Source organism: Bacillus sp. FSL R5-0659 (genome assembly GCF_038008785.1).
Lineage (GTDB): Bacteria > Bacillota > Bacilli > Bacillales > Bacillaceae > Bacillus > Bacillus safensis.
Genome location: NZ_JBBOZU010000001.1, coordinates 1,395,799 through 1,420,017 on the forward strand (window position 1 = coordinate 1,395,799; position 24,219 = coordinate 1,420,017).

Consider the following 24,219-nt stretch of genomic DNA (forward strand, 5'->3'; position numbering starts at 1 on the left):
AGAATGTCACAGAGAACAATTCAAAAGGTTCTAGTTGCAAACAGAGGGGAAATCGCTATCAGAGTCTTCAGGGCCTGTACGGAGCTCAACTTACGTACAGTGGCCATTTATTCCAAAGAAGACTCTGGCTCTTATCATCGCTATAAAGCAGATGAAGCATATCTAGTTGGAGAAGGAAAGAAACCGATTGATGCCTACCTTGATATCGAGGGGATCATCGAAATTGCAAAACGAAATGACGTGGATGCGATTCATCCAGGCTACGGATTTTTATCCGAAAACATTCATTTTGCAAGACGATGCGAAGAGGAAGGCATTCAATTTATCGGTCCAACTTCTCAGCATTTAGATATGTTTGGAGATAAAGTAAAGGCGAGAGAAGAAGCGAAAAAAGCTGGTATTCCAGTCATTCCAGGAAGTGACGGACCAGTTGATTCGGTCGAAGAAGTCGAAAAATTCGGTGAAGAATACGGTTACCCGTTTATTATTAAAGCTTCACTAGGCGGCGGCGGCCGTGGTATGCGGATTGTCAGATCAAAAGAAGAGCTGAAGGAAGCCTATGACCGTGCGAAGTCAGAGGCAAAAGCTGCTTTTGGAAATGACGAAGTATACGTTGAAAAGCTGATTGAGAATCCAAAACATATTGAAGTGCAGGTGATTGGTGACAATCACGGCAATATCATTCATTTATATGAGCGTGACTGCTCTGTTCAAAGGCGGCATCAAAAGGTCATTGAAGTGGCGCCAAGTGTGTCTCTAACAGATCAATTGCGTGAAGACATTTGCGAAGCAGCTGTTCAGCTGGCCCAGAATGTATCGTACATTAATGCTGGGACTGTAGAATTCCTTGTTGCAAATGGAGAGTTTTACTTTATTGAAGTTAATCCAAGGGTGCAGGTAGAACACACGATCACAGAAATGATCACAGGTGTCGATATCGTCCAAACCCAAATTCTTGTTGCAAAGGGGCATAACCTTCACAGCAAAGAAGTTGGTATTCCAAAGCAGGAAGATATCTTTACACACGGTTTTGCCATTCAATCAAGGGTCACAACAGAAGATCCTCTCAATGACTTTATGCCAGACACAGGAAAAATTATGGCCTACCGTTCAGGTGGGGGATTTGGTGTACGTCTTGATACAGGGAACAGTTTCCAAGGTGCGGTCATTACACCTTATTACGATTCACTATTGGTCAAGCTGTCCACATGGGCGCTCACATTTGATCAAGCGGCTGCTAAGATGGTCCGAAATTTACAAGAATTCAGAATTCGCGGGATTAAAACAAACATCCCATTTCTTGAAAACGTAGCTAAGCATGAGAAATTCTTAAAAGGAGAATACGATACATCGTTTATCGACTCAACGCCAGAGCTATTTAATTTCCCTAAGCAAAAAGACCGCGGAACGAAGATGTTAACTTATATTGGTAACGTTACCATTAATGGGTTCCCTGGTATTGCGGAGAAAAAGAAGCCTCATTTTGACAAGCCAGACGTACCGAAGCTTCCTCTCAATCAAGAGATCCCGTCTGGGACAAAACAATTGTTAGATACGCATGGACCTGAAGGACTTGCCAACTGGGTGAAAGAACAAAATAACGTCCTTTTAACTGATACAACCTTTAGAGATGCGCATCAGTCTCTGCTTGCGACACGCTTTAGAACTCATGATTTAAAGAAAGTTGCCCAGCCAACAGCAGGTTTATGGCCAGAGCTGTTTAGTATGGAAATGTGGGGCGGTGCTACATTTGATGTCGCGTACCGTTTCTTAAAAGAAGATCCGTGGGAACGATTGAAAGAGCTTCGTCAAGAAGTGCCAAACACACTGTTCCAAATGCTATTAAGATCATCAAACGCTGTCGGATATACAAACTATCCGGATAATGTGATCAAAGCATTTGTAAAAGAATCTGCCGAGGCAGGCATTGACGTGTTCCGTATTTTCGATAGCTTGAACTGGGTCAAAGGCATGACGCTTGCCATTGATTCTGTTCGGGAATCAGGCAAAGTGGCAGAGGCGGCCATTTGTTATACGGGGGACATCCTTGATCCGTCTCGTCCAAAATATGATCTTAGGTACTATGTATCTCTTGCGAAGGAGCTTGAATCTGCCGGCGCACATATTTTAGGTATTAAAGATATGGCGGGGTTATTAAAACCGCAGGCAGCCTATGAGCTAGTCTCTGCTTTAAAAGATGAGCTTACAATCCCTATCCATCTTCATACGCATGACACGAGTGGAAATGGACTGTTCACCTATGCAAGAGCGATTGATGCAGGTGTTGATATTGTGGATGTTGCCGTCAGCTCTATGGCAGGACTCACATCGCAGCCAAGTGCAAGCTCACTTTATTATGCTTTAGATGGACATGAAAGAAAGCCAGACATGAACGTCCAATCTGTCGAACGCCTTTCTCAATACTGGGATTCCGTCAGAAAATACTATCATGAATTCGAAAGCGGCATGAATTCGCCTCATACAGAAATTTATGAGCATGAAATGCCTGGGGGTCAATATAGTAACTTGCAGCAGCAGGCGAAAGGTGTCGGTCTTGGCGAACGCTGGAATGAAGTAAAGGAAATGTACAGACGTGTGAATGACATGTTTGGTGATATTGTAAAGGTAACACCATCCTCTAAAGTAGTTGGAGATATGGCACTTTATATGGTGCAAAATGATCTAACAGAAGAAGATGTCTATGAAAAAGGAGCAACATTAGACTTCCCGGATTCTGTTGTGGAATTATTTAAAGGCTATTTAGGCCAGCCGCATGGCGGATTCCCAGAAAAACTGCAAAAGCTGATTTTAAAAGGGGAAGAGCCTCTTACTGTCAGACCTGGTGAGAAGCTGAAGCCAGTGGACTTTGAAGACATTAAGAAGCAGTTCAAAGAATCTCATGACCTGACGTTAACAGAGCAAGACGCAATTGCGTATGCCCTATATCCAAAAGTCTTTTCTGAATTTGTCCAAACAGCAGAAAGCTATGGTGACATCTCTGTTCTTGATACACCAACGTTCTTCTACGGGATGAGACTTGGAGAAGAGATTGAGGTAGAAATCGAAAAAGGAAAAACCCTTATTGTCAAACTCGTATCAATTGGCGAACCGAATCCAGATGCCACAAGAGTTCTTTACTTTGAGTTAAATGGCCAGCCGCGTGAAGTGGTGATTAAGGATGAAAGCATCAAATCCTCCGTTCAAGAAAAATTGAAGGCGGACCGCTCGAATCCAAATCACATCGCCGCGTCGATGCCAGGCACTGTCATTAAAGTACTCGTGGAAAAAGGGCAAAAAATTTCACAAGGCGAGCATTTGATGATCAATGAAGCCATGAAAATGGAAACGACTGTACAAGCCCCATTTTCTGCGGTCGTAGATGAAATACATGTGACAAATGGAGAACCGATTCAAACCGGTGATCTGCTCATTGTATTAAAGCCTGAATAAGAAGTGAGACACATCCATCGTGATGTGTCTTTTTTTTGAGCGCATTAAAATGTGCAGCAGCAAGTGAGAGTGATTACACTATAGAGTGAGGTGAAGAAGGTTGGACAAAATTGTTGTGATTTGGTTTCGCCGGGATATGCGTTTAGATGATCATATCGCCTTATCAAAAGCGATCATATATGCAAAAAAACACGAGTACAAATTATTTGCTCTTTATCATCTAGATCCATTTTTTACAGAAATGGATCTAGATTTAAACAACGAACATTTTTTTCAAAACTTGGCGCATTTCGTCAAGGAAGCAAGAGAATCTCAAATGTATGTTCACCTTCTCTATGGAGATGTCTTGCGTGCCTTTCAGCAAGTGATCGATGTGTATGACATCAAAGCTGTCTTTTTTAATGAAGATCAAGTGGGAATCGGACAAAGGCGTGACCATCACGTAACCGATTTTTTAGAAAAGAAGGGCATTCATGTGTCAAAATGGCAAGATACACACCTTCACGGGGCGCATGATATTTTAAAAGCGGATGGCACTCATTATCAAGTGTTTACTCCATACTATCAATCATGGCGAAAGCAAGAGAAGCAGCCTGTGATAAAAGTTGACAAATCATTTCTCAGCAGCGCTCATACGATTTGTGATGAGTCACTTTCGCATGAAGGGAATGACAAACTACGCAGCATGATCAAGAAATGCTCAAGGAAATTTGATCAAATCGGCTCACACAAAGCGATGAACACGCTGCATGACTTTATCCAAAAAAGATTAACACGTTACCATGAAAAACGAGATATTCCATCTGTTTTTGGAACGAGCAAGCTGTCACGTTTCTTGAAAACAGGGGCCATTTCGATTCGAACGATCTTTCATGCGGTTCATGAGGAAGCGCTTGAAGACGAGGGCAGAGAAACCTTTATCAAAGAGCTAGCATGGCGAGATTTTTACCATATGATTTATGCTCATTATCCAGAGATGAAAGAAAAAGAAATTAATTCGGCGTTTCAAGGAATGAAATGGAATGAAGATGAGAAGCTCTTTAACGCATGGTGTAAAGGTGAGACAGGCTTTCCCCTCGTTGATGCAGGGATGCGGCAGTTAAATGAGGAAGGCTGGATGCATAACCGTTTAAGAATGGTCACCGCCTCATTTTTAACAAAGGACTATTTGATTGATTGGAGAAAGGGAGAAGCGTATTTTGCAAAAAAGCTTGTGGATTATGATGAGGCTTCGAATATCGGAGGATTTCAGTGGGCAGCTTCTGTTGGGACAGATGCCGTTCCATACTTCCGTATTTTTAACCCAACGACTCAGTCGAAGCGATTTGATCCGAGCGGGGAATATATTAGAAGATATGTACCAGAGCTTAAGCATGTCGATGAAAAATGGATTCATGAACCAAGTAAAATGCCGATCGATGAACAACTGAAATCGAGCTGTGTACTAGGGGATACATACCCGCTGCCAACAGTTGAGCACGGGGAAAGACGCAAAAAAGCCATCTCGCTATTCGAAGAAGCAAAACAACAATAAAAAAATCCCCCTTTCGGCATGAAAGGGGGATGTAAATCTTATTTAAATTTGCTCTTTGCTTTCATATTTAAACCGGGCAATAAGTAAGCAGAAGTAGCATAGTACCCCAAACAAACAAGAAATAAAGAATGAATGAGCCAGCGCGTAACCAAGTGCAAGCTGAGAATAAACAGACATCACACCTGAAATGGCTTGAAGTGTAATCAGAATGGCTGAGATGATCCATCCATAATACAGCTGCTTCTGTTCTTTATAATGTTTCATGGCATGGAACATAGCGACAAATATCCAGACGAATAAAAGAAGTGCTGCTGCTCGGTGAGACATTTGAACCCACTGATTAAAATAAGTTGGAAGCGCACCGTCTTTTGAACAAAACGGGAAGACAGAGCAGGCAAGGCTTGACTTTGTATGTCTCACATAAGCACCCGTATAGACAACGATATACGTATACGTGATCAACCCATAAATATGGAACTGCATCTTTTTGCCGATATGAAGCGGCTTCACAAGCTTTGTTTCAGATCTGGTTGCTTCAAAGACAAGAAGGGCAAGCAGTAATACTGAAGCAAATGAAATGAGTGAAATACCGAAGTGCAGTGCCATCACAAGTGCGTTAGAACCAAATACGACGGCAAGAGCTCCTAAAAGCGCTTGAAGCACTAAGAATATAATGGACATGATGACCAAAAATTTGGTTTCACGGAATACTGGACTAATTTTTTTCCAGCATAAGACCGCTAGTGCCAGAACAAGAATGGTGGAAACCCCTGTTGACATGCGGTGACTCCATTCGATGATGGAAGCGGGATTCATTTCAGGAAAGAAACGACCGTGGCAAAGGGGCCACTGTCTACCGCAGCCAAGACCCGAACCGGTTTTCGTCACAAGCGCACCGCCAATCAATACGATCAGCATCACAAACGTTGTGATCACGCTCAATAGCCTTAAAGCAAATTTCATCAAATTATTTCACCTTCTCTAAAAAACTTCTGATGTAAATGAAAACCTCACATGCTCTCAAGTTTAAGCCAAATGCGTGTTCTGTTGCAATTCATAATGACCAAAGTTCACAAAAAAATGATATGTTAGTTCACAAAGTTTACAGATTTAGAGTGCTTGATCTTTCTTTGACAGTCTGATAGAAATAGAGGAGAGAATATTTCATTTTGCACCGCCTTCTGAAACACACATATATCCTAATAAATTCACGAAAAGTTCACAAATAACTTCAAGTTTGTCGTTTATTATTTAATAGGATGTTTTTTTACAGCTGTTTATCTTGTATGATAGAGTTGTAATGATTTTACGTGTCATTCGTTCGTTTGAAGGTTTGGGCAAGGGAGGTTATACACATTGGCAAATTCCAAAACAGCCGCGGAAGCAGCTATTCATGGACAAATAGAAGAAACAACAGCGTGGAAAGATTTTCTTGCTCTGATTAAAATGGGCATCGTCAATTCCAATTTCATTACGACATTTACTGGAATGTGGCTTGCTTTTTATTTTACAGGTATGAGTTTTCTTGGAAATCTTGATATTGTGCTGTTAACAATGATTGGTTCTTCTCTTATTATTGCCGGTTCATGCGCGATTAATAATGCGTTTGACCGTGATATTGATATATTAATGGAAAGAACAAAAACAAGACCGACGGTTACAGGTAAAATTCAGCCGGGGCAAGCGTATGCATTTGGCATTCTGCTTGTTGTATTAGGACTCATTATGCTTCTGATGACAACCATTACATCAGCAGTGATTGGATTTATTGGAGTCTTTACTTATGCGGTTCTTTACACCATGTGGTCTAAACGCCATTACACCATCAATACAGTTATCGGAAGTGTATCTGGCGCGGTTCCGCCATTAATTGGCTGGACAGCTGTCACAGGTACAATCGACACAACGGCTTGGGTTTTGTTTATGATTATGTTCATTTGGCAAATCCCGCACTTCCTATCACTTGCGATTAAGAAAACAGAAGATTACCGTAAGGCGGGCATTCCAATGCTGCCAGTTGTTTACGGCTTTGAAGTCACAAAACGCCAAATCATCATTTGGACAGCATGTCTTCTTCCACTTCCATTTTTCTTAGGTGGATTAGGATGGCCGATTGTCGCACTTGGTACACTGCTTAATATTGGATGGCTTGTTATTGGCCTTATGGGCTTTAAAATGAAAGACGTCATGAAGTGGTCAACGCTCATGTTCGTTTATTCATTAAACTACTTAACCATCTTTTTCGTAGCGATGATTATTATTACACTATTCTAGAGTGAAATACACTTTGATCACATCAAAACAATGGCTATATCTTATAACACAACATTTTCTAACAACTATGAAAGCCGCCTGATATTCAGTTCTATTTAGGCGGCTTTCTGTTTATACATAGATGGTATTTTGAGTAAAAACATCATTTTTTTATGAAAAGAGGAAATGTAAGTGCTTTTATAAGAGGCGGAGGTTATAGATGGGTGAGAAGTGATTTTATAAATAAGAGGTAAAAAGCGAAAGGCAAAGGAGATCAAGCAAAAGGGGTTGGGACAAATTATGATAAGAAAATGGCGTGTTTATTCACTGTTTCTCTTACTGACGCTCGTTTTGGCGGGCTGTGGTGAACCATACTTATCAACACTCAAGCCAGTTGGGGAAGTAGCAGATAAACAGTTTTTCCTAACGGTACTGAGTACACTTATTATGGTTCTTGTCGTCATTGTTGTATCGATCATTTTCTTTTACGTCATCATTAAATTCAAACGTTCTAAAGTGGGAGAAGATACGATTCCAAAGCAGGTGGAAGGGAACCGCAACTTGGAAATCACGTGGACAGCGATTCCGATTCTTCTACTCATTATTCTCGTTGTACCTGTTGTGGCATACACGCTTGAACTAGGGGATACAAGCGCTATGGATAAGAAAAAACGAGATCCTGAAAAAACACTTGTTGTGAATGTAAGGGCCAGCTTATATTGGTGGGAATTTGAATACCCTGATTATGGGATTGTCACAAGTCAGGAATTGATCGTACCAACAGATCAAAAGGTGTACTTTAAGCTAAAAGCATCCGATGTCAAACACTCATTCTGGGTTCCATCGGCTGGCGGTAAAATTGATACAAACACAGATAATGAGAACAAATTTTATTTAATCTTTGACTCGAAACGAACGAAAGATGCAGGGGAATATTTCTACGGGAAATGTGCGGAGCTTTGCGGACCGTCACATGCTTTAATGGACTTTAAAGTTAAAACGCTTTCTCAAGATGAGTTCTTAGGATGGACGAAAAAAATGGCTGATTACAAGAAGCCTGAATCCACAAAAGATCTCGCTTTAGAGGGTGAAAAGCTATTTAAAGAGAAAAACTGTTTAAGCTGTCACGCAGTAGAGCCTGGTGACGAACGGCCGGAAGCAGCAAGGACAGCACCAAACCTTGCGACCTTCGGAGAACGGACGAAAGTAGCTGGAATCAAAGACATGAACAAAGAAAATGTGAAAGCATGGCTGAAAGATCCAGAAAGCTTTAAACCAGGTAATAAGATGACAGGAACGTACCCTAAATTAAATGACTCAGAAGCAGATGCACTTTACGAGTATTTAAAAGGTCTTAAAGTCGAGTAACAACTAGAAGCAGATATGCAAGAGGGTATGTGATCGATGTGAAGTTTTTGTTAAGAGCTCCCGAATATGTCTCTACAACCGAGAAGTCGTCATCTGTCAGACATAGTCTGTTTAAAGGATCGTGAAGAAAGACATCTATATGAAAAGGGGCAAATGGGAGATAAGAGGGGGATTTCATGGTGAGTACAATAGCTAAAAAGCGGGGGTTTGGCGCTGTCTTATGGGATTACTTGACAACGGTTGACCACAAAAAAATTGCCATATTATATTTAGTGGCAGGGGGATTTTTCTTTTTGGTTGGCGGAATCGAAGCGATGTTTATCCGTATTCAGCTAGCCATCCCTGAAAGTGATTTTGTCAGTGCAGGGGTTTACAATGAAATCATGACGATGCATGGAACGACAATGATTTTCCTTGCAGCTATGCCGCTTTTATTTGCATTAATGAATGCGGTTGTACCAATTCAAATTGGTGCACGTGACGTAGCATTTCCGTTTGTGAATTCACTTGGTTTTTGGTTATTCTTTTTCGGAGGAATTTTCTTAAACCTTGGATGGTTTATGGGCGGAGCACCTGATGCAGGCTGGACTGCATACGCTTCGCTCACGTTGAATTCTGAAGGGCATGGAATGGATTTCTATATTTTGGGTTTGCAGATTGCGGGTATTGGTACGCTGATTGCCGGGATTAACTTTCTTGCAACGATTATAAATATGAGAGCGCCTGGTATGACGTATATGAGAATGCCGCTCTTTACTTGGACGACATTTGTCGCCTCCGCACTTATTTTATTCGCATTCCCGCCGCTGACAGCAGGGCTTGCGATGCTGATGCTTGATAGAATGTTTGACACGAGCTTTTTCAATCCAGAGCTTGGAGGAAATACAATCATCTGGGAGCATTTGTTCTGGATTTTCGGACACCCGGAAGTATATATCTTGATCCTGCCGGCATTTGGAATCTTCTCTGAGATCATTCCTGTGTTTGCAAGAAAAAGACTGTTTGGCTACTCGTCCATGGTGTTCGCTACTGTATTGATTGGTTTCCTTGGATTCATGGTGTGGGCGCATCACATGTTCACAACAGGGCTTGGACCTATCGCCAATGCGATCTTTGCCGTAGCGACCATGGCAATTGCGGTGCCAACAGGAATTAAAGTATTCAACTGGTTGCTCACGATATGGGGCGGTAATGTGAAGTTTACAACGCCGATGCTTTATTCTGTTGCCTTTATTCCGTCGTTCTTACTTGGCGGGGTAACCGGAGTCATGCTTGCGGCAGCTGCAGCGGATTATCAGTTCCATGATACGTATTTTGTTGTGGCGCATTTCCATTACGTCATTATCGGCGGGGTTGTATTCGGTATTTTAGCAGGTGTGCATTACTGGTGGCCGAAGATGTTTGGAAAGATACTGAATGAGAAACTTGGAAAAATTGGCTTTGTGCTGTTTTTCATCGGTTTCCACTTAACTTTCTTTATCCAGCATTTTCTCGGTCTATGGGGCATGCCGCGCCGGGTCTTTACGTTCCTGCCAGGTCAGGGTCTCGAGCTTGGGAACTTGATCAGTACGATTGGGGCACTGTTTATGTTTGTAGCTGTTGTGATCATGCTGATTAATATCATCTGGACAACAGCAAAAGGGGAGCGTGTATCGAGCGATCCTTGGGGAGATGGAAGAACACTTGAATGGGCAGTGTCTTCGCCTCCGCCAGAATACAACTTTAAACAGCTTCCGCTTGTGAGAGGACTAGATCCATTATGGATTGAAAAAATGGATGGTAAAAAAGGAATGACAGCATCTGAACCGCTCGATGATATTCACATGCCGAATAATTCCATTTTGCCTGTCATTATCTCATTCGGTCTATTTGTGTCAGCGTTTGGTTTCATGTATCGTCAAGAGCACGACTGGGGGCTTCCAGTGATCTTCATTGGTCTTGGTATTACGTTTGCGACCATGCTCGTTAGGTCTCTGAAAGATGATCATGGATACCATATTCACAAAGAAGATTTGACCGACGACGATGATAAAGGGGTGAAAGCATAATGGAACCACAAAAAATGACGGCGGAAACCTTTCCGGCTTCTCCTGAGAAAGCCACGTTAGAAGGGAAGAATAAGTTTGTCGGGTTCTGGCTGTTTCTTGGAGGAGAAACCGTTCTGTTTGCATCGCTTTTCGCCACGTATTTGGCACTGAAAAACTCAAATGCAGGCGGAGCAAAAACAACTGATATGTTTGACCTCACACTTGTCTTTATTGCCACAATGCTTCTATTAACGAGCAGTTTAACGAGTGTGTATGCCATGTATCATATGAAAAACTTTGCCTTTAAAAAGATGCAGCTTTGGCTTGGTATCACGGTCCTTTTAGGTGCTGGATTTTTAGGGGTTGAGATTTATGAGTTTTATCACTACGTGCATGCGTATGAATTTACGATTACCAGCTCAGCTCTTGGTTCTTCCTTCTATACACTTGTAGGAACTCACGGAGCTCACGTCGCCTTCGGACTTTGCTGGATTACCGCTCTCATGATTCGAAATATGAGACGCGGACTCGATTTATACAATGCACCGAAATATTATGTGGCAAGTCTCTATTGGCACTTCATTGATGTTGTGTGGGTCTTCATCTTTACCGTTGTATATTTAATGGGAATGGTGGGATAAGAATGGGAAATAAAAACACAAATCAGTCCAAAGTCGACCTTGTATATCGTAAAAAGAAAAATGCCGAAGAAATGAAGCATCAGCTCATTTCTTTCGGCTTGATGATTGGATTAACATTTGTTGCGTTTTTAACGATCGCCTCAGAAGACGTTGGAAATTGGTTCGCTGTACCATTTATTTTACTGCTTGCAGGCATTCAGGTGGCTTTTCAGCTTTATTATTTTATGCATATGAACCAAAAAGGGCATGAAACACCCGCCTTGTTTCTATACTCAGGTGTGTTTGTTGCGTTTATTACCGTATTAGCCTTTTTGACCATTATATGGTGGTAAACCCGCTTTGCCCTTGAAGGAGGCGCAGCAATGGAGAACTTAGAAATATTCGGATTTCGGGCATTATGGAGCCCTTATTATTTGACTTGTATTGTGATAGCAGCTGCTCTTTATCTGCTTCTTGTGACAAAGGGGAAGCACCGTGCGACGGTGAAAGAGAAAACGTTATTTCTGACGGGGCTTGTTCTGTTATATGCTGTGAAAGGGAGCCCAATTGATTTAATGGGGCATATTATGTTTAGTGCACATATGGCGCAAATGGCAGTGCTCTATTTAGTCATCCCGCCTCTCCTTATTACAGGATTGCCTGCAACCATCTGGGAGCGGATCATTCAAACACCAGGTATTCAAGCCGTTTTCCGTTTGTTTTCCAAGCCTTTAATTGCACTGCTTGGGTTTAACGGCTTGTTTTCGCTGTATCACATTCCACTTGTGTTTGATTTTGTGAAAACAGATCCGTTTTACCATGCATTGATGACGGTTGTTATTTTTATCGCTGCCTTTTTCATGTGGTGGCCGCTTGTCCATAAAGTTCAAAGTCTGCCGCAGATCACAGGCATTTTGAAGCTTGGATATATCATGGCAGACGGGATATTGATGACTCCGGCCTGTGCACTCATCATGTTTAGTGAGGCACCGATCTATGCAACCTATTCTGATGCAGGTGCATGGATACAAGCACTGCATTTATGTGTGCCAAGTGATATGCTTGCAGGCCTTGCTCTCACTGGCCCTGATATGTTCCACACCTTGCCGCTGCTAGAGGATCAGCAGCTAGGTGCCATTTTGATGAAAATTATTCAAGAAATTGTGTACGGCTCTATTCTTGCTGTTGTCTTCTTTGACTGGGCAAGAAAAGAAAGAGCAAAAGATGCTGTACCAGATGCGCTTATTCCGAAATATGAATAAAAAAGCACAGCCGACTGGCTGTGCTTTCATCTTAGAAAAAGGGCTAAAAGATCATTTTAGCCTTGTTTTATGCTTCAGCCGTGATGGCTTCTAGTTTTTCCTTCAGTTGTGCAAGTGTTTTTTTGCTTGATTGGATGAGAGACTTAGGGAATTCTTCGCCTTCGCCATATTCAACGCCATGTGGATAATAGTGTTTTCCAAGTAATGGTGTTAGAAGCTGGATGTGTGCCTTTTTGGAACCGACATCTCCTTCAGTGGCGTAGCCGGAAATTCGTAAATAAAAGGTCCCCTCTACCATGCTGTACTTTCTGTCGTACGTCACACGCTCATAATCCCATTGATCGGCTCGTACAAATCCTTCACTTTCCATAATGAAATCTAATTTATTTAAGTCAGCTGATACCTCTTCAATCCCCGTACCTTCAAACTTCACCCAAAACCCCTCCTTATAAAATTTCCCTTTACTGACAATCATAGTATGAAAGCGTTAAACTTTCAACTGTGAAAGGTATGTTCTTTTATAAGCTGGTTACAGTAATAAAGAAAATAACGGATGGAGGAATCAACGTGAAAACGAAAAAAATCAAAGATATTATGACAAAAAAAGTAGTGACATGTCAGCAAGATGACAATACGTATGAAGCAGCAGTCAAAATGAGAGATGCTGACATCGGTGCCATTCCAGTAGTTGACGGAGATCAGCTCGTTGGAATAGTGACAGACCGTGACCTTGTGCTTAGAGGCATTGCGGAAAAAAAGCCAAATTCACAGGAAGTGGGTTCGCTGATGACAAAGGAAGTACTAACAGCTGAAGAAGATGCAACGCTTGAAGAAATTGTCCGGCTCATGTCAGAGCATCAGCTCCGCCGCATTCCCGTTGTGAAAAACGGCTCATTAACAGGGATTGTCGCTCTTGGAGATTTATCAGTCGAAGATTTATCAAATGATCGCGCGGGAGATGCACTGACAGAAATCTCTCAACAGGATCAAGATCATGGACAAGGATTTCTTCATTAAGAGGGGCATATTTTAAATTCGTGTTAAATAGGCTGTATTGTCGTTGATAAATGGAGCAAGTTTTGTTTAAATGACAGTAGAAGGTACTTTTTGTACCTTGCCAATTTAACGGAGGTGTTTATTTGAAAACTGTGCTCAAAACACTCCTCATCCTCCTGATTATATCTGGAACGTACGTTCTGTTTATTCAATATGGATCTTCACCAGAAAAAGAAAACAGCAATGAACCGAAGGTGTCTAATGAAGAAACATCTAGCGATAAGCCGATCAATATCCCAAAGAAGGGGCTCATGTCCTTTATGGGGAAATCTTCAAACGAAGTGCTTAAACAGCTGGGAGAACCAGATCGCATTGATCCTTCCGCATATGATTATGACTGGTGGATTTACAACCAATCGAAGAAGCACTATATTCAAGTAGGGGTAAAGGATAGTAAAGTGGTGACCTTGTTTGCAACAGGAGACGGACTGAATGTAGAACCATTTAAAATCGGTCAAGCCACAAGTGAAGTATTTAAGAAAACACAAATTGCACCTTACATTCATGTAGAGGATGAACAAAATTCATACCGCTTTGAATTCTCAGAAGATGATATGAATACAAGACCCACTGTGAAAGTGGGAGATGATGTGTATGTTCAGCTTTACATGGATAAGTTTGAAAGCACCCTTTCAAGTATCAGGGCCTTCAACGCAGATACATTTGTGAAACAAAAGCCATATGAGGTCGTCTACCGAGGTCAATTGGTAGAACCTGAGCCGATATCGGGCGAAAAGTGGAAAGACATTGAAACATCCAGTCAAAAACAAATTTTTGATATGACCAATATTATCCGACATAAGTACAACCTGCCGATCTTAAAGTGGGATGATGAAACCTCTGAAGTGGCCTTTATGCATAGTGAGGACATGAAAGAGAATCATTATTTCTCCCATGAATCTAAAAAATACGGTACGCTGAAAGACCGGTTAGAAAGAGGCGAGGTGGGCTTTCAGCTCGCAGGTGAAAACATTGCCTATAACTATGTCGATGGACCTGCAGCGGTAGAGGGCTGGCTCAATAGTGAAGGTCACAGGAAGGCGTTATTAAATAAAGATTACACGCATCTTGGCGTAGGGGTGAAAGAAAAATATTACACCCAGAATTTCATCAAGAAAACATCTTAAACGAAAGCAGCTGCATAAGTCGCAGCTGTTTTTTTGATGTTTAAAAAGAGGCTCACCAAAATAGATGCTGGTGTATATAGTATAGTAGGCATTTGTATGGGGGGTGAGGATATGACAAACAAGCAAAAACAAACATCCATTGATGAATTTAAACAATTCGTCAGACGCCATCCGAAGTTAATTCAAGAAGTGCAAACGCAAGAAAAAAGCTGGCAAAGTGTCTACGAGAATTGGGTCATGTTTGGTGAGGAAGATGAGATGTGGTCACCTTACCGGCAATCGAAATCTGAAGACGCTAAAGAAGAAAAAGCCTCTAAGCCAAGTGAAGCAGGAAAAGCAGATTTTATGTCTAAAATGGTTTCTGCTGTGAAAAAAATGGACGCTGATCAAATGAATGAACAGATTAACAAAATGAGCCAGTCTATTTCCTCTTTACAAAGCTTACTCGGCCAATTTTCATCCAATGGTTCAAAGAAAGGTTCATCTGGAGGCAGTCAGCACCCATTCTCCTTCAGGAAAGATTAAGTGAAAGGGGATGCTTCTGGTGCGAAAAGAAGTACAGGAATTTGTCATGGCCGAAGAGGATCGAATCAAATTCATAAGGCAGCGTCCTCTCTGGTACAGACAGCTTACGCGACATCCTGAAAATCTATCGTCCTTTGAATTAGATAAAATGAACTTTTACGAAAAAACCATTCCTCATCGTGTAAGTCAGTTGAGCAATAGCGTCCAAATGGCTGAAATGATGATTCAAATGTTCCAAGCAATGCGCAATCAAAATGGAGCCGGTTGAGGCTTTTTTGAGTTGATTAAGATGTCTATTTCCTGAGCATCCTATAAAAGTAGATGAAAGGAGAATCAGATGATGAAATGGATGCTGTCAATAGGCGCATTGCTTTTTCTTGTTACCGGGTGTCAAAGTCAACATGGAGAAGAGCAAGTGATCAAGCAAGACCCAGCATTACCAGTCATGCAGCAAGCCAAAAGCGAAATGAAGCAGCAAGGCTTTTTGAAATACAAAGTGCAGGGATCGTCGGTCTATATAGAAAGTACACTTCAAGATTTTCATCTTCAGCCAGAGCGTCTAAAAAAGAACGAGAAGGCGGGATATTTCACAGTGTATGTAGACGGGAAACGTGCAGGGAATGAGTATACTGCGGCATTTGTGGTCAAGCACCTTTCAAAAGGAAAGCATAAAATGACCGTTGTGCTGAATTCTCGTCATCCAGAATATAAACAGAAAAGAGAAACATGGGATGTATTTGTCACGTAAAAGCATTTTCTGATCCATAGGTTTCGTGGTAAACTATGAATTGGAGGTGCAACATTTATGTATGCGACAATCGAATCTGTGGAGCTCCAAGAGGAAGCAAATCAATTGGCTGCCATGATTCTTCAGTCGGAGGAGGCTGAACATTACCGCAACTGCTTTAAGCGTCTCCAGCAAGACGAAGAAGCCCAACAAATTATTGCCCATTTTACAAAAGTAAAAGAGCAATATGAGGATGTGCAGCGGTTCGGCAAATACCATCCGGACTATAGAACGATCTCAAAGGAAATGCGTGAGGTCAAAAGAAAGCTAGATCTTCACGATACAGTGGTTGATTTCAAAAAAGCAGAAACAGCGATTCAATCCATCTTAGATGAGATTAGTATTGAAATCGGTCAAGCTGTATCAGCATATATTAAAGTTCCAACAGGGAACCCATATTTTGATGGTCTATCATCATGCGGCGGTGGCTGTGGATCAGGTGGCAGCTGCGGCTGTAAAGTATCTTGACGAGACTTGAATGTCTCGTCTTTTACATAATGAATGAAAAGAATTGAAAAGCGGCAGGTGAAAAGATGGAAACCAAACGTCAAGGGATGGTCGTCTGGCTGCATTCGTTAAAGCAGTCAAAAGCGCTAAGAAAATTCGGGAATGTTCACTATATTTCAAGGAAAATGAAATATGCGGTGATCTATTGTGATATGAATGATCTTGAGCGCCATATGGCTAAGCTCAGCTCGTTACCATTTGTGAAACGTGTTGAGCCTTCATATAAACCTTTTATTAAATTAGAGTACGAATCCAAATTGGACAAAGCAAAAGAGTATGATTATAAGGTGGGCTTTTAAAGACACAAAAAAATCCCCGCGGCATCACCCGCGGGGTCCTTCTATTCTTAATGATTCATTAAGGAGAAGGCAAAGGGAGAGGAGAAACCGGAGGAAGAACTTATGGGGAAACGTAAGTCTTCTCCGCGGTTGGCAACAGCACCACATCAGATGCTGTTAAAAGTAGTATGACCCCGGATTTCTTGATCTATACATAGAAAATGAATGAAAATCCGCGCATTGTTCCTTGAGGGGTGATGTGGTAAGATAATGTTGAATTTTTTGTCATCAACAATGACCAATAGAAGCAAGCAGAAAAAGTGGTGGAAAAATGAGAGTCATCTCTGGAACGAGAAAAGGCCGCACACTTAAAGCGGTACCAGGTCAATCAACAAGACCGACGACAGATAAAGTAAAAGAATCAATATTTAATATGATCGGCCCGTATTTCGATGGCGGATGGGCTCTTGATTTATTTGCAGGAAGCGGTGGTTTAGGAATTGAAGCGCTTTCTAGAGGATTCGATCATTGCATATTTGTTGATCGCGATATGAAGGCGATTCAAACGATTAAAGGCAACCTGAATCAATTGTCGCTAATGGATCAAAGTGAAGTGTTTCGAAATGAAGCAAAGCGTGCACTCGCAGCTGTTGTGAAACGAGAGGAATCCTTTCAAGCCATCTTCCTTGATCCGCCCTATAAAGATCAACAGCTAAAAGCACTTCTTGAAATGATTGACGAGCACGCCTTGTTAACAGATGACGGCGTGATCGTGTGTGAGCACGACAAAGATGTGAAGCTGCCAGAAGAAGCAGGACAACTTCACATCACAAGACAGGAACTGTACGGATTGACTGGTATTACGATCTATAGAAAGCGGGGAAATTAATATGGGGAACATAGCCGTTTGTCCGGGCAGCTTCGATCCAGTCACATTGGGGCATTTGGATATCATCAAAAGAGGTGCAAAGATTTTTGATGAAGTGTATGTATGTGTATTAAATAATTCATCTAAAAAACCGTTATTTACTGTTGAAGAACGGTGTGAACTTATTCGCCAAGCGACGAAGGAGCTGCCAAATATCAAAGTTGAATCCTTTCACGGCCTGCTCGTTGATTACGCAAAACAAAAAGAGGCCAAAGTTATTTTACGCGGACTAAGGGCTGTGACGGACTTTGAGTATGAGATGCAAGGCACCTCAATGAACAAGGTGTTAGACGATGAAATTGAAACGTTTTTTATGATGACCAACAATCAATATTCCTTCTTAAGCTCCAGCATTGTCAAAGAAGTAGCGAAATATCATGGGGCAGTCAAAGATCTTGTACCAAAAGAGGTAGAAGCAGCGCTGAAGGAAAAATTTAATGGATGAGTGCACCCAGCACTCATCCATTTTTTAATTTCCGATAGTATAGCGCGATATACACAATTAAGCTGCAAAGTGTGATTAAGGGACCAGCTGTCACAAGTTGATTCCAAAGCACGCTGCTGAACATGACGACCTGCTGGCCTGCATCAAAGGCACCCGCCGGGAGAGCGATGTCTGATCGAGAGACATAAAGAGGCTTGAATAATAAAAAGGCAAAAACAGCTGCATAAATCCCGTGAAGCAAACGGGCGAAGAAAAATGGTTTAAAGCGGATATCGGTTGCCGCTAGAATGCCGGCGACTTGGGCTTGAACAGAAAACCCGCTGAATCCTAAAATAAAGCTGACCACAATGGTTTTAGCGAGAAGGGTGACTTCCTGTGCCCCCGTCATCTGGCTTCCTAATGTGATTTCAAATAAACCAGCAATCATGGCAAGGTCTAATTCTGGCGGAAGGTGCATCGTTTGCAGCATATATCCGAGCCCTATGGATAAAAGGTCTGTCACATGGACAACTGACAGCATTTTGCTAAACACAGAAAATAAGATAATAAAGCCGCCAATCATAAAGAGTGTTTGGACTGATGACATGACTGCATCACTTAAAATTTGGCCGAGCGGTCTTTTCTCTGCGAGTCTTGCTGTATGAAGAGCATTGAATGCCTCTTTAAACGGCGGGAATAAAAATTTCTTGCCGCTTCTTAGATGCGCATCATGCCTCGCTTTATATCCCCGCATCGTCACACCAACAGCAAGGTTCCCTAAATAATGTGCGCTTGCCAATACAATGCCTAGAGCTGGGTGATGAAAAAAACCAACAGCCACCGCACCGAAAATAAACAATGGATTCGATGAATTTGTAAAGGAAACGAGACGCTCTGCTTCGATTCTCGTCAGCTGCCTTTCCTGCCTCAATCTTGTCGTTAATTTCGCACCGGAAGGAAACCCTGAAGCCATTCCCATTGCTAGGACAAATCCGCCTACACCTGGCACCCGGAAGATGGGGCGCATAAATGGCTCTAATAATACCCCGACAAATCTGACAATCCCAAAACTAATTAATAGCTCGGACAAAATAAAAAAAGGAAGCAATGATGGAAACACAACCTCCCACCACATTGCAAGTCCATTTTTCGACGCTTGCAAAGAGGCTTGTGGGTGTGTAATCACAGTGGCTGTTAAAAAAATAAAAAAAGCAGCGATGAACAGAGTGTTCCATTTTTTCATGGAGATTTCGCCCCTTGCCGTTATGATCTATTGGCGTGCTCGTGATAAGAAATTTGCCGAGCCTGTCTTCTATTACTATACGAGCAGTAGGGGCATGTTTAGACCTATAGATTCGTATATATGCTTAGAAAGAGGAGGGTGGATTTTCATGAAGCGACCGATCATCGGGCTTGCATTAGGCTCCGGGGGTGCGAGGGGAATGGCGCATATCGGGGTTTTGTCTAGTCTTGAGAAGCAAGGGATACAGGTAGATATGATCGCAGGAAGCAGTATTGGCGCACTTGTTGGGAGCTTTTATGCGGCAGGACAAGACGTAGAAAAAATGAAAAAACTTGCACTTGTCTTCAGAAGAAAGTATTATGCTGACTATACACTGCCAAAAATCGGTCTTTTAAAAGGAAATCGAATTTTGCAGCTGATTCACACGTTTACATATGGGAAAACATTCGAAGAATTAAGAATGCCCCTTGCGGTGGTCGCCTGTGACCTCGAAACAGGGGAAAAGGTTGTGTTTAAAGAAGGATCTGTCTCACAAGCAGTCAGAGCAAGCATCAGCATTCCAGGCGTGTTTGTTCCTCACGAAATGGGCGGCAGACAGCTAGTGGATGGAGCGGTTGTTGACCGCATTCCTGTGTCTGTGTTAAAAGAAATGGGCGCAGACCTTATCATCGCCTCTGATGTATCAAGGGTGAAAAAAACAGAAAAGGCGACGAGATTATCGGATGTGATTATGCAAAGTTTGGACATCCTTCAAAATGAATTGGTCCGTCATCAAACCATTCATGCAGATCTCATGATTCGGCCAAGGCTTGAAACATTTAGCTCTAGTTCGTTCACACAGGTTCAGGAGATGATTGAAGCTGGGGAGCTCGCCGCAGACCAATTAACAGGTAAACTGAAAGATGTCATTGATAAATGGGAGTGTTAATCGAATGAAAAAATTGAATATTCGCTGGCTCAGCTTTTTTGTCGTTGTTCTTGTCTTATTTGGCTTAACTTTTGTCAAACTGCCGTATTACGTGACAAAGCCGGGTGATGCAACAGAAATTGCCCCACACATTCAAGTGGACGGTGGATACGGTGAGAAGGGCAGCTTCTCTCTTATGACGATTAAAGTAGGTCCAGCCAATCCGTATACTTATTTGCTTGCAAAAATGAATAAATATGACGAAATCGTCCCAGAAGAAAACATTAAAGCGGACGGAGAGTCGGATGAAGATTATATGAAAAGACAGCTTCAGCTAATGAAAAGCTCTCAAGAAAATGCCATGATTGCAGCGTATACAAAAGCAGGTAAAAAAGTAGATTATACGTTTAATGGGGTATATGCGAGCTACGTCATGAAAGGCATGCCTGCTTACGGCAAAATTGAAGTGGGTGACCGGATTAAAAGCGTTGATGGCAAGACGTATGACTCAGCTGATAAAATGGTGTCGTATATCAGTCGTCAAAAAGCAGGTACATCTGTCCGTTTTGTTCTTGAACGAAACGGCAAGGATATCACGCAGCAAGTGAAGTTAAAACCTTTTAAAGAAGAGCCGAACCGAGTCGGAATTGGCGTGTCATTATTTACAGACCGAAATGTGAAAGTCTCGCCGTCTATTAAGGTGGATATTGAAAATATCGGCGGCCCGTCGGCAGGTTTAATGATGTCACTTGAAATTTATAACCAGCTGACAAAAGAAGACGAAACACATGGCTATGCGATTGCAGGAACTGGAACGATTGACGCTGATGGTACGGTCGGGCCAATTGGCGGAATTGATCAAAAGGTCGTCGCAGCAGATAAAGCAGGAAAAGATATCTTCTTTGCACCAAACGATAAAGGTGATCCAAATTCAGACTACAAAAATGCAGTGAAAACAGCGAAAGATATTAAAAGTGATATGAAAATCGTTCCTGTAGACACAATGCAGGACGCACTGAACTATTTAAACAAGTTAAAAGAGAAAGCATCTTAATCAAAAAAGAGCAGCCTTCATCAAGGCTGCTCTTTTTTATCGAGATTGGAAGAGACCCGTCTCTTCATCGTAGCGGATTGGTGAGGTTTTAAACTCTGCTTCCGTTAACTCTGTTTGCATGGGTTCGCTGATGGGAAGGCTGAAGACGCGGGAAGCACGAATGTCAAGATCAAGGGCAGGGTGTGAAAAGGAAGACAGCTTGCTGATGAGCGGTACGTCCAATTCTTTTTTGACAAGTGATAAGTATTGCTGTCCTTTCTTTGACATACCAAGTAAACGAATGTATGGCGTGTGTTTCTCGTTTAGCAGTTCATGCATGACAGTTTTCTTTACCCTCATTAAAAGGTGCGTATTCATCCGCTGCAGCCTTGTCCACGTATATCGTTTTGTTTTCAAAAGTGATAGATATTCCTCGTAGGAGGACGCATGTGTGATCGCCTTTTGCATGCGGTGTTCAATGCCTTCTTCAATTTCATAGATGCCTTCTAGTTCTGCTGTACCCATGGTGTGAAACACATGTTTTAAGAAGCTGAAATAGTCTTCTTGCGTATGTAAAAGATCATAAGAAGAATAATAGTCATGTAATTGCTTAAGCGAAGCTTCCGGGAGATAAGAGGCGACAGTTTCAAATGACCCATTCTCTTTTAACGCTTTTCGGATGCTTGTTGCGCTTGCGATTTTCTGATGTTTAGGAAGCTCTTGATCATGATAACCTGATGCAATTCTTTGAGAGGTAAAGGGCTCTATGTGAGGAGATCTCTCTAAGATCGCTTTGACATAATGGAAGCCTAAAATGTTATTGGGCTTAGACAGATCCAGTAAGTGTTTAGGATCAATGATCTCTTGAAACGCAGCGGCAGAGGCAGCTGGATAACTAAGCCCTTCTTTGACCTTTGCTTTTGTGAAAAGATCAATTTCTTCTTTTTTCTCATGCCAAGCGTGAGCTGTTCGTTCAAATGTTTTGATATCTCCATCCTCGCTTCCGAAAAAAAGGGAGCGGCATTTTAAAGCGTCTAAAATGGACACAGCGCCGTTTGCAAAGATTTCTGCCTTTTGCACTGCATAGATGTATGGAAGCTCACATACGATGTCTACACCGTTTTGTAATGCCATTTTAGTACGTGCCCATTTGGAGACGATGGCAGGCTCTCCGCGCTGGAGGAAGGAACCGCTCATGACGGCAATGGCTACATCTGAGGAGGTATGTGTTTTCGCCTGACGAACATGATAGGCATGTCCATAATGAAATGGATTGTACTCGACAACAACTCCTGTTGCTTTCAATAGATGTTCCGCCTTTCTTGCTATGGTTAAATGGTCTATGCTACAGTAGCATAGACCATTTTTTTCAGTGTAGGCATTCCGTGAACTGATGTCAAACAACGCTCTGACATCACAAAGGACTGTAAAGAAAAAATATTGACAAATAGCATGATGAAAGCTATAATCATGTTTGTTGCTCTTAGAGGTGATACAATTGAAATGGACAGTTTATCAGTTACATCAAAAAGCTAAAAACAGCTTCGATTTTCATGAGACGGTTGACTTAAATGAACTTACTAGCCTTCATTCAGATATACGTCGCATTTCACCAGTAGAGGTGAAAGGGACTGGAGTGATCGAATCAAAGCAAGTCGCATTTGATTTAACCATCACAGGTGAAATGACATTGCCTTGTTCAAGAACGCTTGTTGATGTAAATTATCCATTTGCGATTTCAACGAAAGAACTATTTGTACTTCATAAGACAGACGATATAGAAGATGAAGACGTATCTGTTGTAGAAGACGATATCATCGACTTAACGCCTATAGTCAAGGAAGAAATTCTTCTTGAAGTGCCGATGCAAATCTTTTGCGACCAAACAGACGTAAAAGGTGCTGCACCACAGGAAGGGAATGACTGGGCGGTCATTTCGGAAGATGCACATCAAAACCGAATTGATCCGCGTCTGGAAGGCTTGAAGAAGCTCTTAGAAGAAAATAATGAATCTTAACTCTTTAAGGAGGTGGGAATAATGGCTGTACCTTTTAGAAGAACTTCTAAAATGAAAAAAAGATTGCGTCGTACGCATTTCAAACTACAAGTACCTGGTATGGTAGCTTGCCCAGAATGCGGTGAAATGAAAATTTCTCATCGTGTCTGCAAATCTTGCGGAACATACAAAGGCAAAGACGTAAAAAGCAACTAATGCTTGATAAAAAAGCGTAAGGGAATCTTCCCTTGCGTTTTTTTATTTGTCTATTTTTTAGGTTTCTCTCCTGCAAATAGTCTATCTACTCTAGTAAGCGCATATGATGTGGTATTCAGATTCAGGGGGGATGATCAATTGACGATTACAAGGCAGGATGCATGGACACAAGATGAAGATTTACTTTTAGCAGAAGTCGTCTTAAGACACATTCGTGATGGAGGAACGCAGCTTTCCGCATTTGAGGAAGTCGGGAAAGCCTTGTCAAGAACAGCTGCAGCATGTGGATTCAGATGGAACTCATACGTCAGAAAACAATATCAGGCAGGCATTGAGCTGGCGAAAAAACAACGAAAAGAACTGCGTAAAAAGATTGGGATCCATTCCTCAGGTTTACCGCAAAATACGTTAACGATAGAAGAGAAGACATCTTCAGATCAGGCTGAATTAACCTTGCGAGAAGTGATTCAGTTTTTAGAGCAGCTTGAAAAAGAACCTGCTGGCTCTGCTTATTTACGCGAAGAACTAGCGGATGCACAGAATCAACTAAAGTCGCTCACGGAAGAAAATGAACACTTGAAGCGTCAATTAAAAATGACAGAAGAAGATTACCGGGCACTCATTGGGATTGTTGAAAGAGTCAAACAGAATATCAACTTAAAAGAATATGCTAAATAA

At 41.9% G+C, this 24,219-nt stretch carries 26 protein-coding genes; 22 read left to right on the forward strand and 4 right to left on the reverse strand.

What is annotated here, in order from left to right:
- Positions 1-3: 3 nt before the first annotated feature.
- Positions 4-3,450 carry a pyruvate carboxylase gene (gene pyc, locus NSQ72_RS07080; RefSeq protein WP_341083665.1) on the forward strand — a complete coding sequence of 1,149 codons (3,447 nt, stop codon included), beginning with the start codon at positions 4-6 and terminating at the stop codon, positions 3,448-3,450.
- A gap of 100 nt (positions 3,451-3,550) precedes the next feature.
- Positions 3,551-4,984 carry a cryptochrome/photolyase family protein gene (locus tag NSQ72_RS07085; protein WP_341083668.1) on the forward strand — a complete coding sequence of 478 codons (1,434 nt, stop codon included), beginning with the start codon at positions 3,551-3,553 and terminating at the stop codon, positions 4,982-4,984.
- A 42-nt stretch (positions 4,985-5,026) separates the two neighbouring features.
- Here NSQ72_RS07085 and NSQ72_RS07090 read toward each other — a convergent pair whose 3' ends face one another.
- Entirely contained in the window at positions 5,027-5,947 is a 921-nt protein-coding gene (locus NSQ72_RS07090) for a COX15/CtaA family protein (RefSeq protein WP_341083669.1), read from the reverse strand.
- Between the two features lie 393 nt (positions 5,948-6,340).
- Here NSQ72_RS07090 and cyoE point away from each other — a divergent pair, with 393 nt between their 5' ends.
- The 6 genes from cyoE (at position 6,341) to ctaG (ending at position 12,514) form a co-directional block, all read left to right on the forward strand.
- Entirely contained in the window at positions 6,341-7,258 is a 918-nt protein-coding gene (cyoE, locus tag NSQ72_RS07095; protein WP_003211774.1) for a heme o synthase, read from the forward strand.
- A 279-nt stretch (positions 7,259-7,537) separates the two neighbouring features.
- Positions 7,538-8,605, forward strand: a complete 1,068-nt coding sequence (gene coxB / locus NSQ72_RS07100) for a cytochrome c oxidase subunit II (RefSeq protein ID WP_039178282.1) — start codon at positions 7,538-7,540, stop codon at positions 8,603-8,605.
- A gap of 176 nt (positions 8,606-8,781) precedes the next feature.
- Positions 8,782-10,653, forward strand: coding sequence for a cytochrome c oxidase subunit I (gene ctaD, locus NSQ72_RS07105; protein WP_039178285.1), 1,872 nt, complete (start codon positions 8,782-8,784; stop codon positions 10,651-10,653).
- A complete protein-coding gene (ctaE, locus tag NSQ72_RS07110) occupies positions 10,653-11,273 on the forward strand; it encodes a cytochrome c oxidase subunit III (protein WP_024424780.1) in 621 nt (206 codons plus the stop codon). Before ctaD ends, ctaE begins: the two co-directional genes overlap by 1 nt.
- A 2-nt stretch (positions 11,274-11,275) precedes the next feature.
- The gene (ctaF, locus tag NSQ72_RS07115; protein WP_024426910.1) at positions 11,276-11,605 is read left to right on the forward strand and encodes a cytochrome c oxidase subunit IVB; all 330 of its coding nucleotides are present in this window, start codon (positions 11,276-11,278) and stop codon (positions 11,603-11,605) included.
- A gap of 30 nt (positions 11,606-11,635) precedes the next feature.
- Positions 11,636-12,514: a cytochrome c oxidase assembly factor CtaG gene (ctaG, locus tag NSQ72_RS07120; RefSeq protein WP_330545050.1), complete on the forward strand. Its 879-nt coding sequence runs from the start codon at positions 11,636-11,638 to the stop codon at positions 12,512-12,514.
- 67 nt (positions 12,515-12,581) lie between these two features.
- On the opposite strand, the gene NSQ72_RS07125 is transcribed toward ctaG, so the two are convergent.
- Positions 12,582-12,947: a YugN family protein gene (locus NSQ72_RS07125; RefSeq protein ID WP_330545051.1), complete on the reverse strand. Its 366-nt coding sequence runs from the start codon at positions 12,945-12,947 to the stop codon at positions 12,582-12,584.
- Positions 12,948-13,108: 161 nt separating this feature from the next.
- Between NSQ72_RS07125 and NSQ72_RS07130 the strand changes: the two genes are divergently transcribed.
- From NSQ72_RS07130 to coaD, 9 genes are all read left to right on the forward strand, one after another.
- Positions 13,109-13,531: a CBS domain-containing protein gene (locus NSQ72_RS07130; protein WP_260776087.1), complete on the forward strand. Its 423-nt coding sequence runs from the start codon at positions 13,109-13,111 to the stop codon at positions 13,529-13,531.
- Positions 13,532-13,653: 122 nt separating this feature from the next.
- Positions 13,654-14,697, forward strand: coding sequence for a CAP domain-containing protein (locus tag NSQ72_RS07135; RefSeq protein ID WP_047201767.1), 1,044 nt, complete (start codon positions 13,654-13,656; stop codon positions 14,695-14,697).
- 111 nt (positions 14,698-14,808) lie between these two features.
- A complete protein-coding gene (locus NSQ72_RS07140; RefSeq protein WP_024424279.1) occupies positions 14,809-15,222 on the forward strand; it encodes a YlbD family protein in 414 nt (137 codons plus the stop codon).
- A 19-nt stretch (positions 15,223-15,241) separates the two neighbouring features.
- Positions 15,242-15,490, forward strand: coding sequence for a YlbE-like family protein (locus NSQ72_RS07145; protein WP_039178297.1), 249 nt, complete (start codon positions 15,242-15,244; stop codon positions 15,488-15,490).
- 69 nt (positions 15,491-15,559) lie between these two features.
- Positions 15,560-15,970, forward strand: coding sequence for a hypothetical protein (locus NSQ72_RS07150; protein WP_341083672.1), 411 nt, complete (start codon positions 15,560-15,562; stop codon positions 15,968-15,970).
- A gap of 57 nt (positions 15,971-16,027) precedes the next feature.
- A complete protein-coding gene (locus NSQ72_RS07155) occupies positions 16,028-16,477 on the forward strand; it encodes a YlbF family regulator (protein WP_007499807.1) in 450 nt (149 codons plus the stop codon).
- 65 nt (positions 16,478-16,542) lie between these two features.
- The gene (locus tag NSQ72_RS07160; RefSeq protein WP_003212137.1) at positions 16,543-16,815 is read left to right on the forward strand and encodes a YlbG family protein; all 273 of its coding nucleotides are present in this window, start codon (positions 16,543-16,545) and stop codon (positions 16,813-16,815) included.
- Positions 16,816-17,095: 280 nt separating this feature from the next.
- On the forward strand, positions 17,096-17,683 hold the full coding sequence (rsmD, locus tag NSQ72_RS07165) for a 16S rRNA (guanine(966)-N(2))-methyltransferase RsmD (RefSeq protein ID WP_257218367.1): 588 nt from the start codon (positions 17,096-17,098) through the stop codon (positions 17,681-17,683).
- Position 17,684: 1 nt separating this feature from the next.
- Positions 17,685-18,167 (forward strand): pantetheine-phosphate adenylyltransferase, encoded by a 483-nt coding sequence (gene coaD, locus NSQ72_RS07170; RefSeq protein ID WP_024426917.1) that lies wholly within the window; start codon positions 17,685-17,687, stop codon positions 18,165-18,167.
- A gap of 13 nt (positions 18,168-18,180) precedes the next feature.
- Here coaD and ylbJ read toward each other — a convergent pair whose 3' ends face one another.
- Positions 18,181-19,389, reverse strand: a complete 1,209-nt coding sequence (gene ylbJ / locus NSQ72_RS07175; protein ID WP_059377052.1) for a sporulation integral membrane protein YlbJ — start codon at positions 19,387-19,389, stop codon at positions 18,181-18,183.
- Positions 19,390-19,537: 148 nt separating this feature from the next.
- Here ylbJ and NSQ72_RS07180 point away from each other — a divergent pair, with 148 nt between their 5' ends.
- On the forward strand, positions 19,538-20,317 hold the full coding sequence (locus tag NSQ72_RS07180; RefSeq protein ID WP_041084940.1) for a patatin-like phospholipase family protein: 780 nt from the start codon (positions 19,538-19,540) through the stop codon (positions 20,315-20,317).
- A gap of 4 nt (positions 20,318-20,321) precedes the next feature.
- Positions 20,322-21,350 (forward strand): SepM family pheromone-processing serine protease, encoded by a 1,029-nt coding sequence (locus NSQ72_RS07185; RefSeq protein ID WP_039178313.1) that lies wholly within the window; start codon positions 20,322-20,324, stop codon positions 21,348-21,350.
- Positions 21,351-21,386: 36 nt separating this feature from the next.
- Here NSQ72_RS07185 and NSQ72_RS07190 read toward each other — a convergent pair whose 3' ends face one another.
- On the reverse strand, positions 21,387-22,634 hold the full coding sequence (locus NSQ72_RS07190; protein ID WP_341083675.1) for a nucleotidyltransferase: 1,248 nt from the start codon (positions 22,632-22,634) through the stop codon (positions 21,387-21,389).
- 193 nt (positions 22,635-22,827) lie between these two features.
- On the opposite strand from NSQ72_RS07190, the gene NSQ72_RS07195 reads away from it, so the two are divergent.
- The 3 genes from NSQ72_RS07195 to gerR all read left to right on the forward strand — a co-directional run bounded on the left by NSQ72_RS07195 (position 22,828) and on the right by gerR (position 24,219).
- Positions 22,828-23,346 (forward strand): YceD family protein, encoded by a 519-nt coding sequence (locus NSQ72_RS07195; protein ID WP_019743276.1) that lies wholly within the window; start codon positions 22,828-22,830, stop codon positions 23,344-23,346.
- A 21-nt stretch (positions 23,347-23,367) separates the two neighbouring features.
- Positions 23,368-23,541: a 50S ribosomal protein L32 gene (rpmF, locus tag NSQ72_RS07200; RefSeq protein WP_008354700.1), complete on the forward strand. Its 174-nt coding sequence runs from the start codon at positions 23,368-23,370 to the stop codon at positions 23,539-23,541.
- 138 nt (positions 23,542-23,679) lie between these two features.
- Positions 23,680-24,219, forward strand: a complete 540-nt coding sequence (gene gerR / locus NSQ72_RS07205) for a sporulation-specific transcriptional regulator GerR (protein ID WP_341083677.1) — start codon at positions 23,680-23,682, stop codon at positions 24,217-24,219.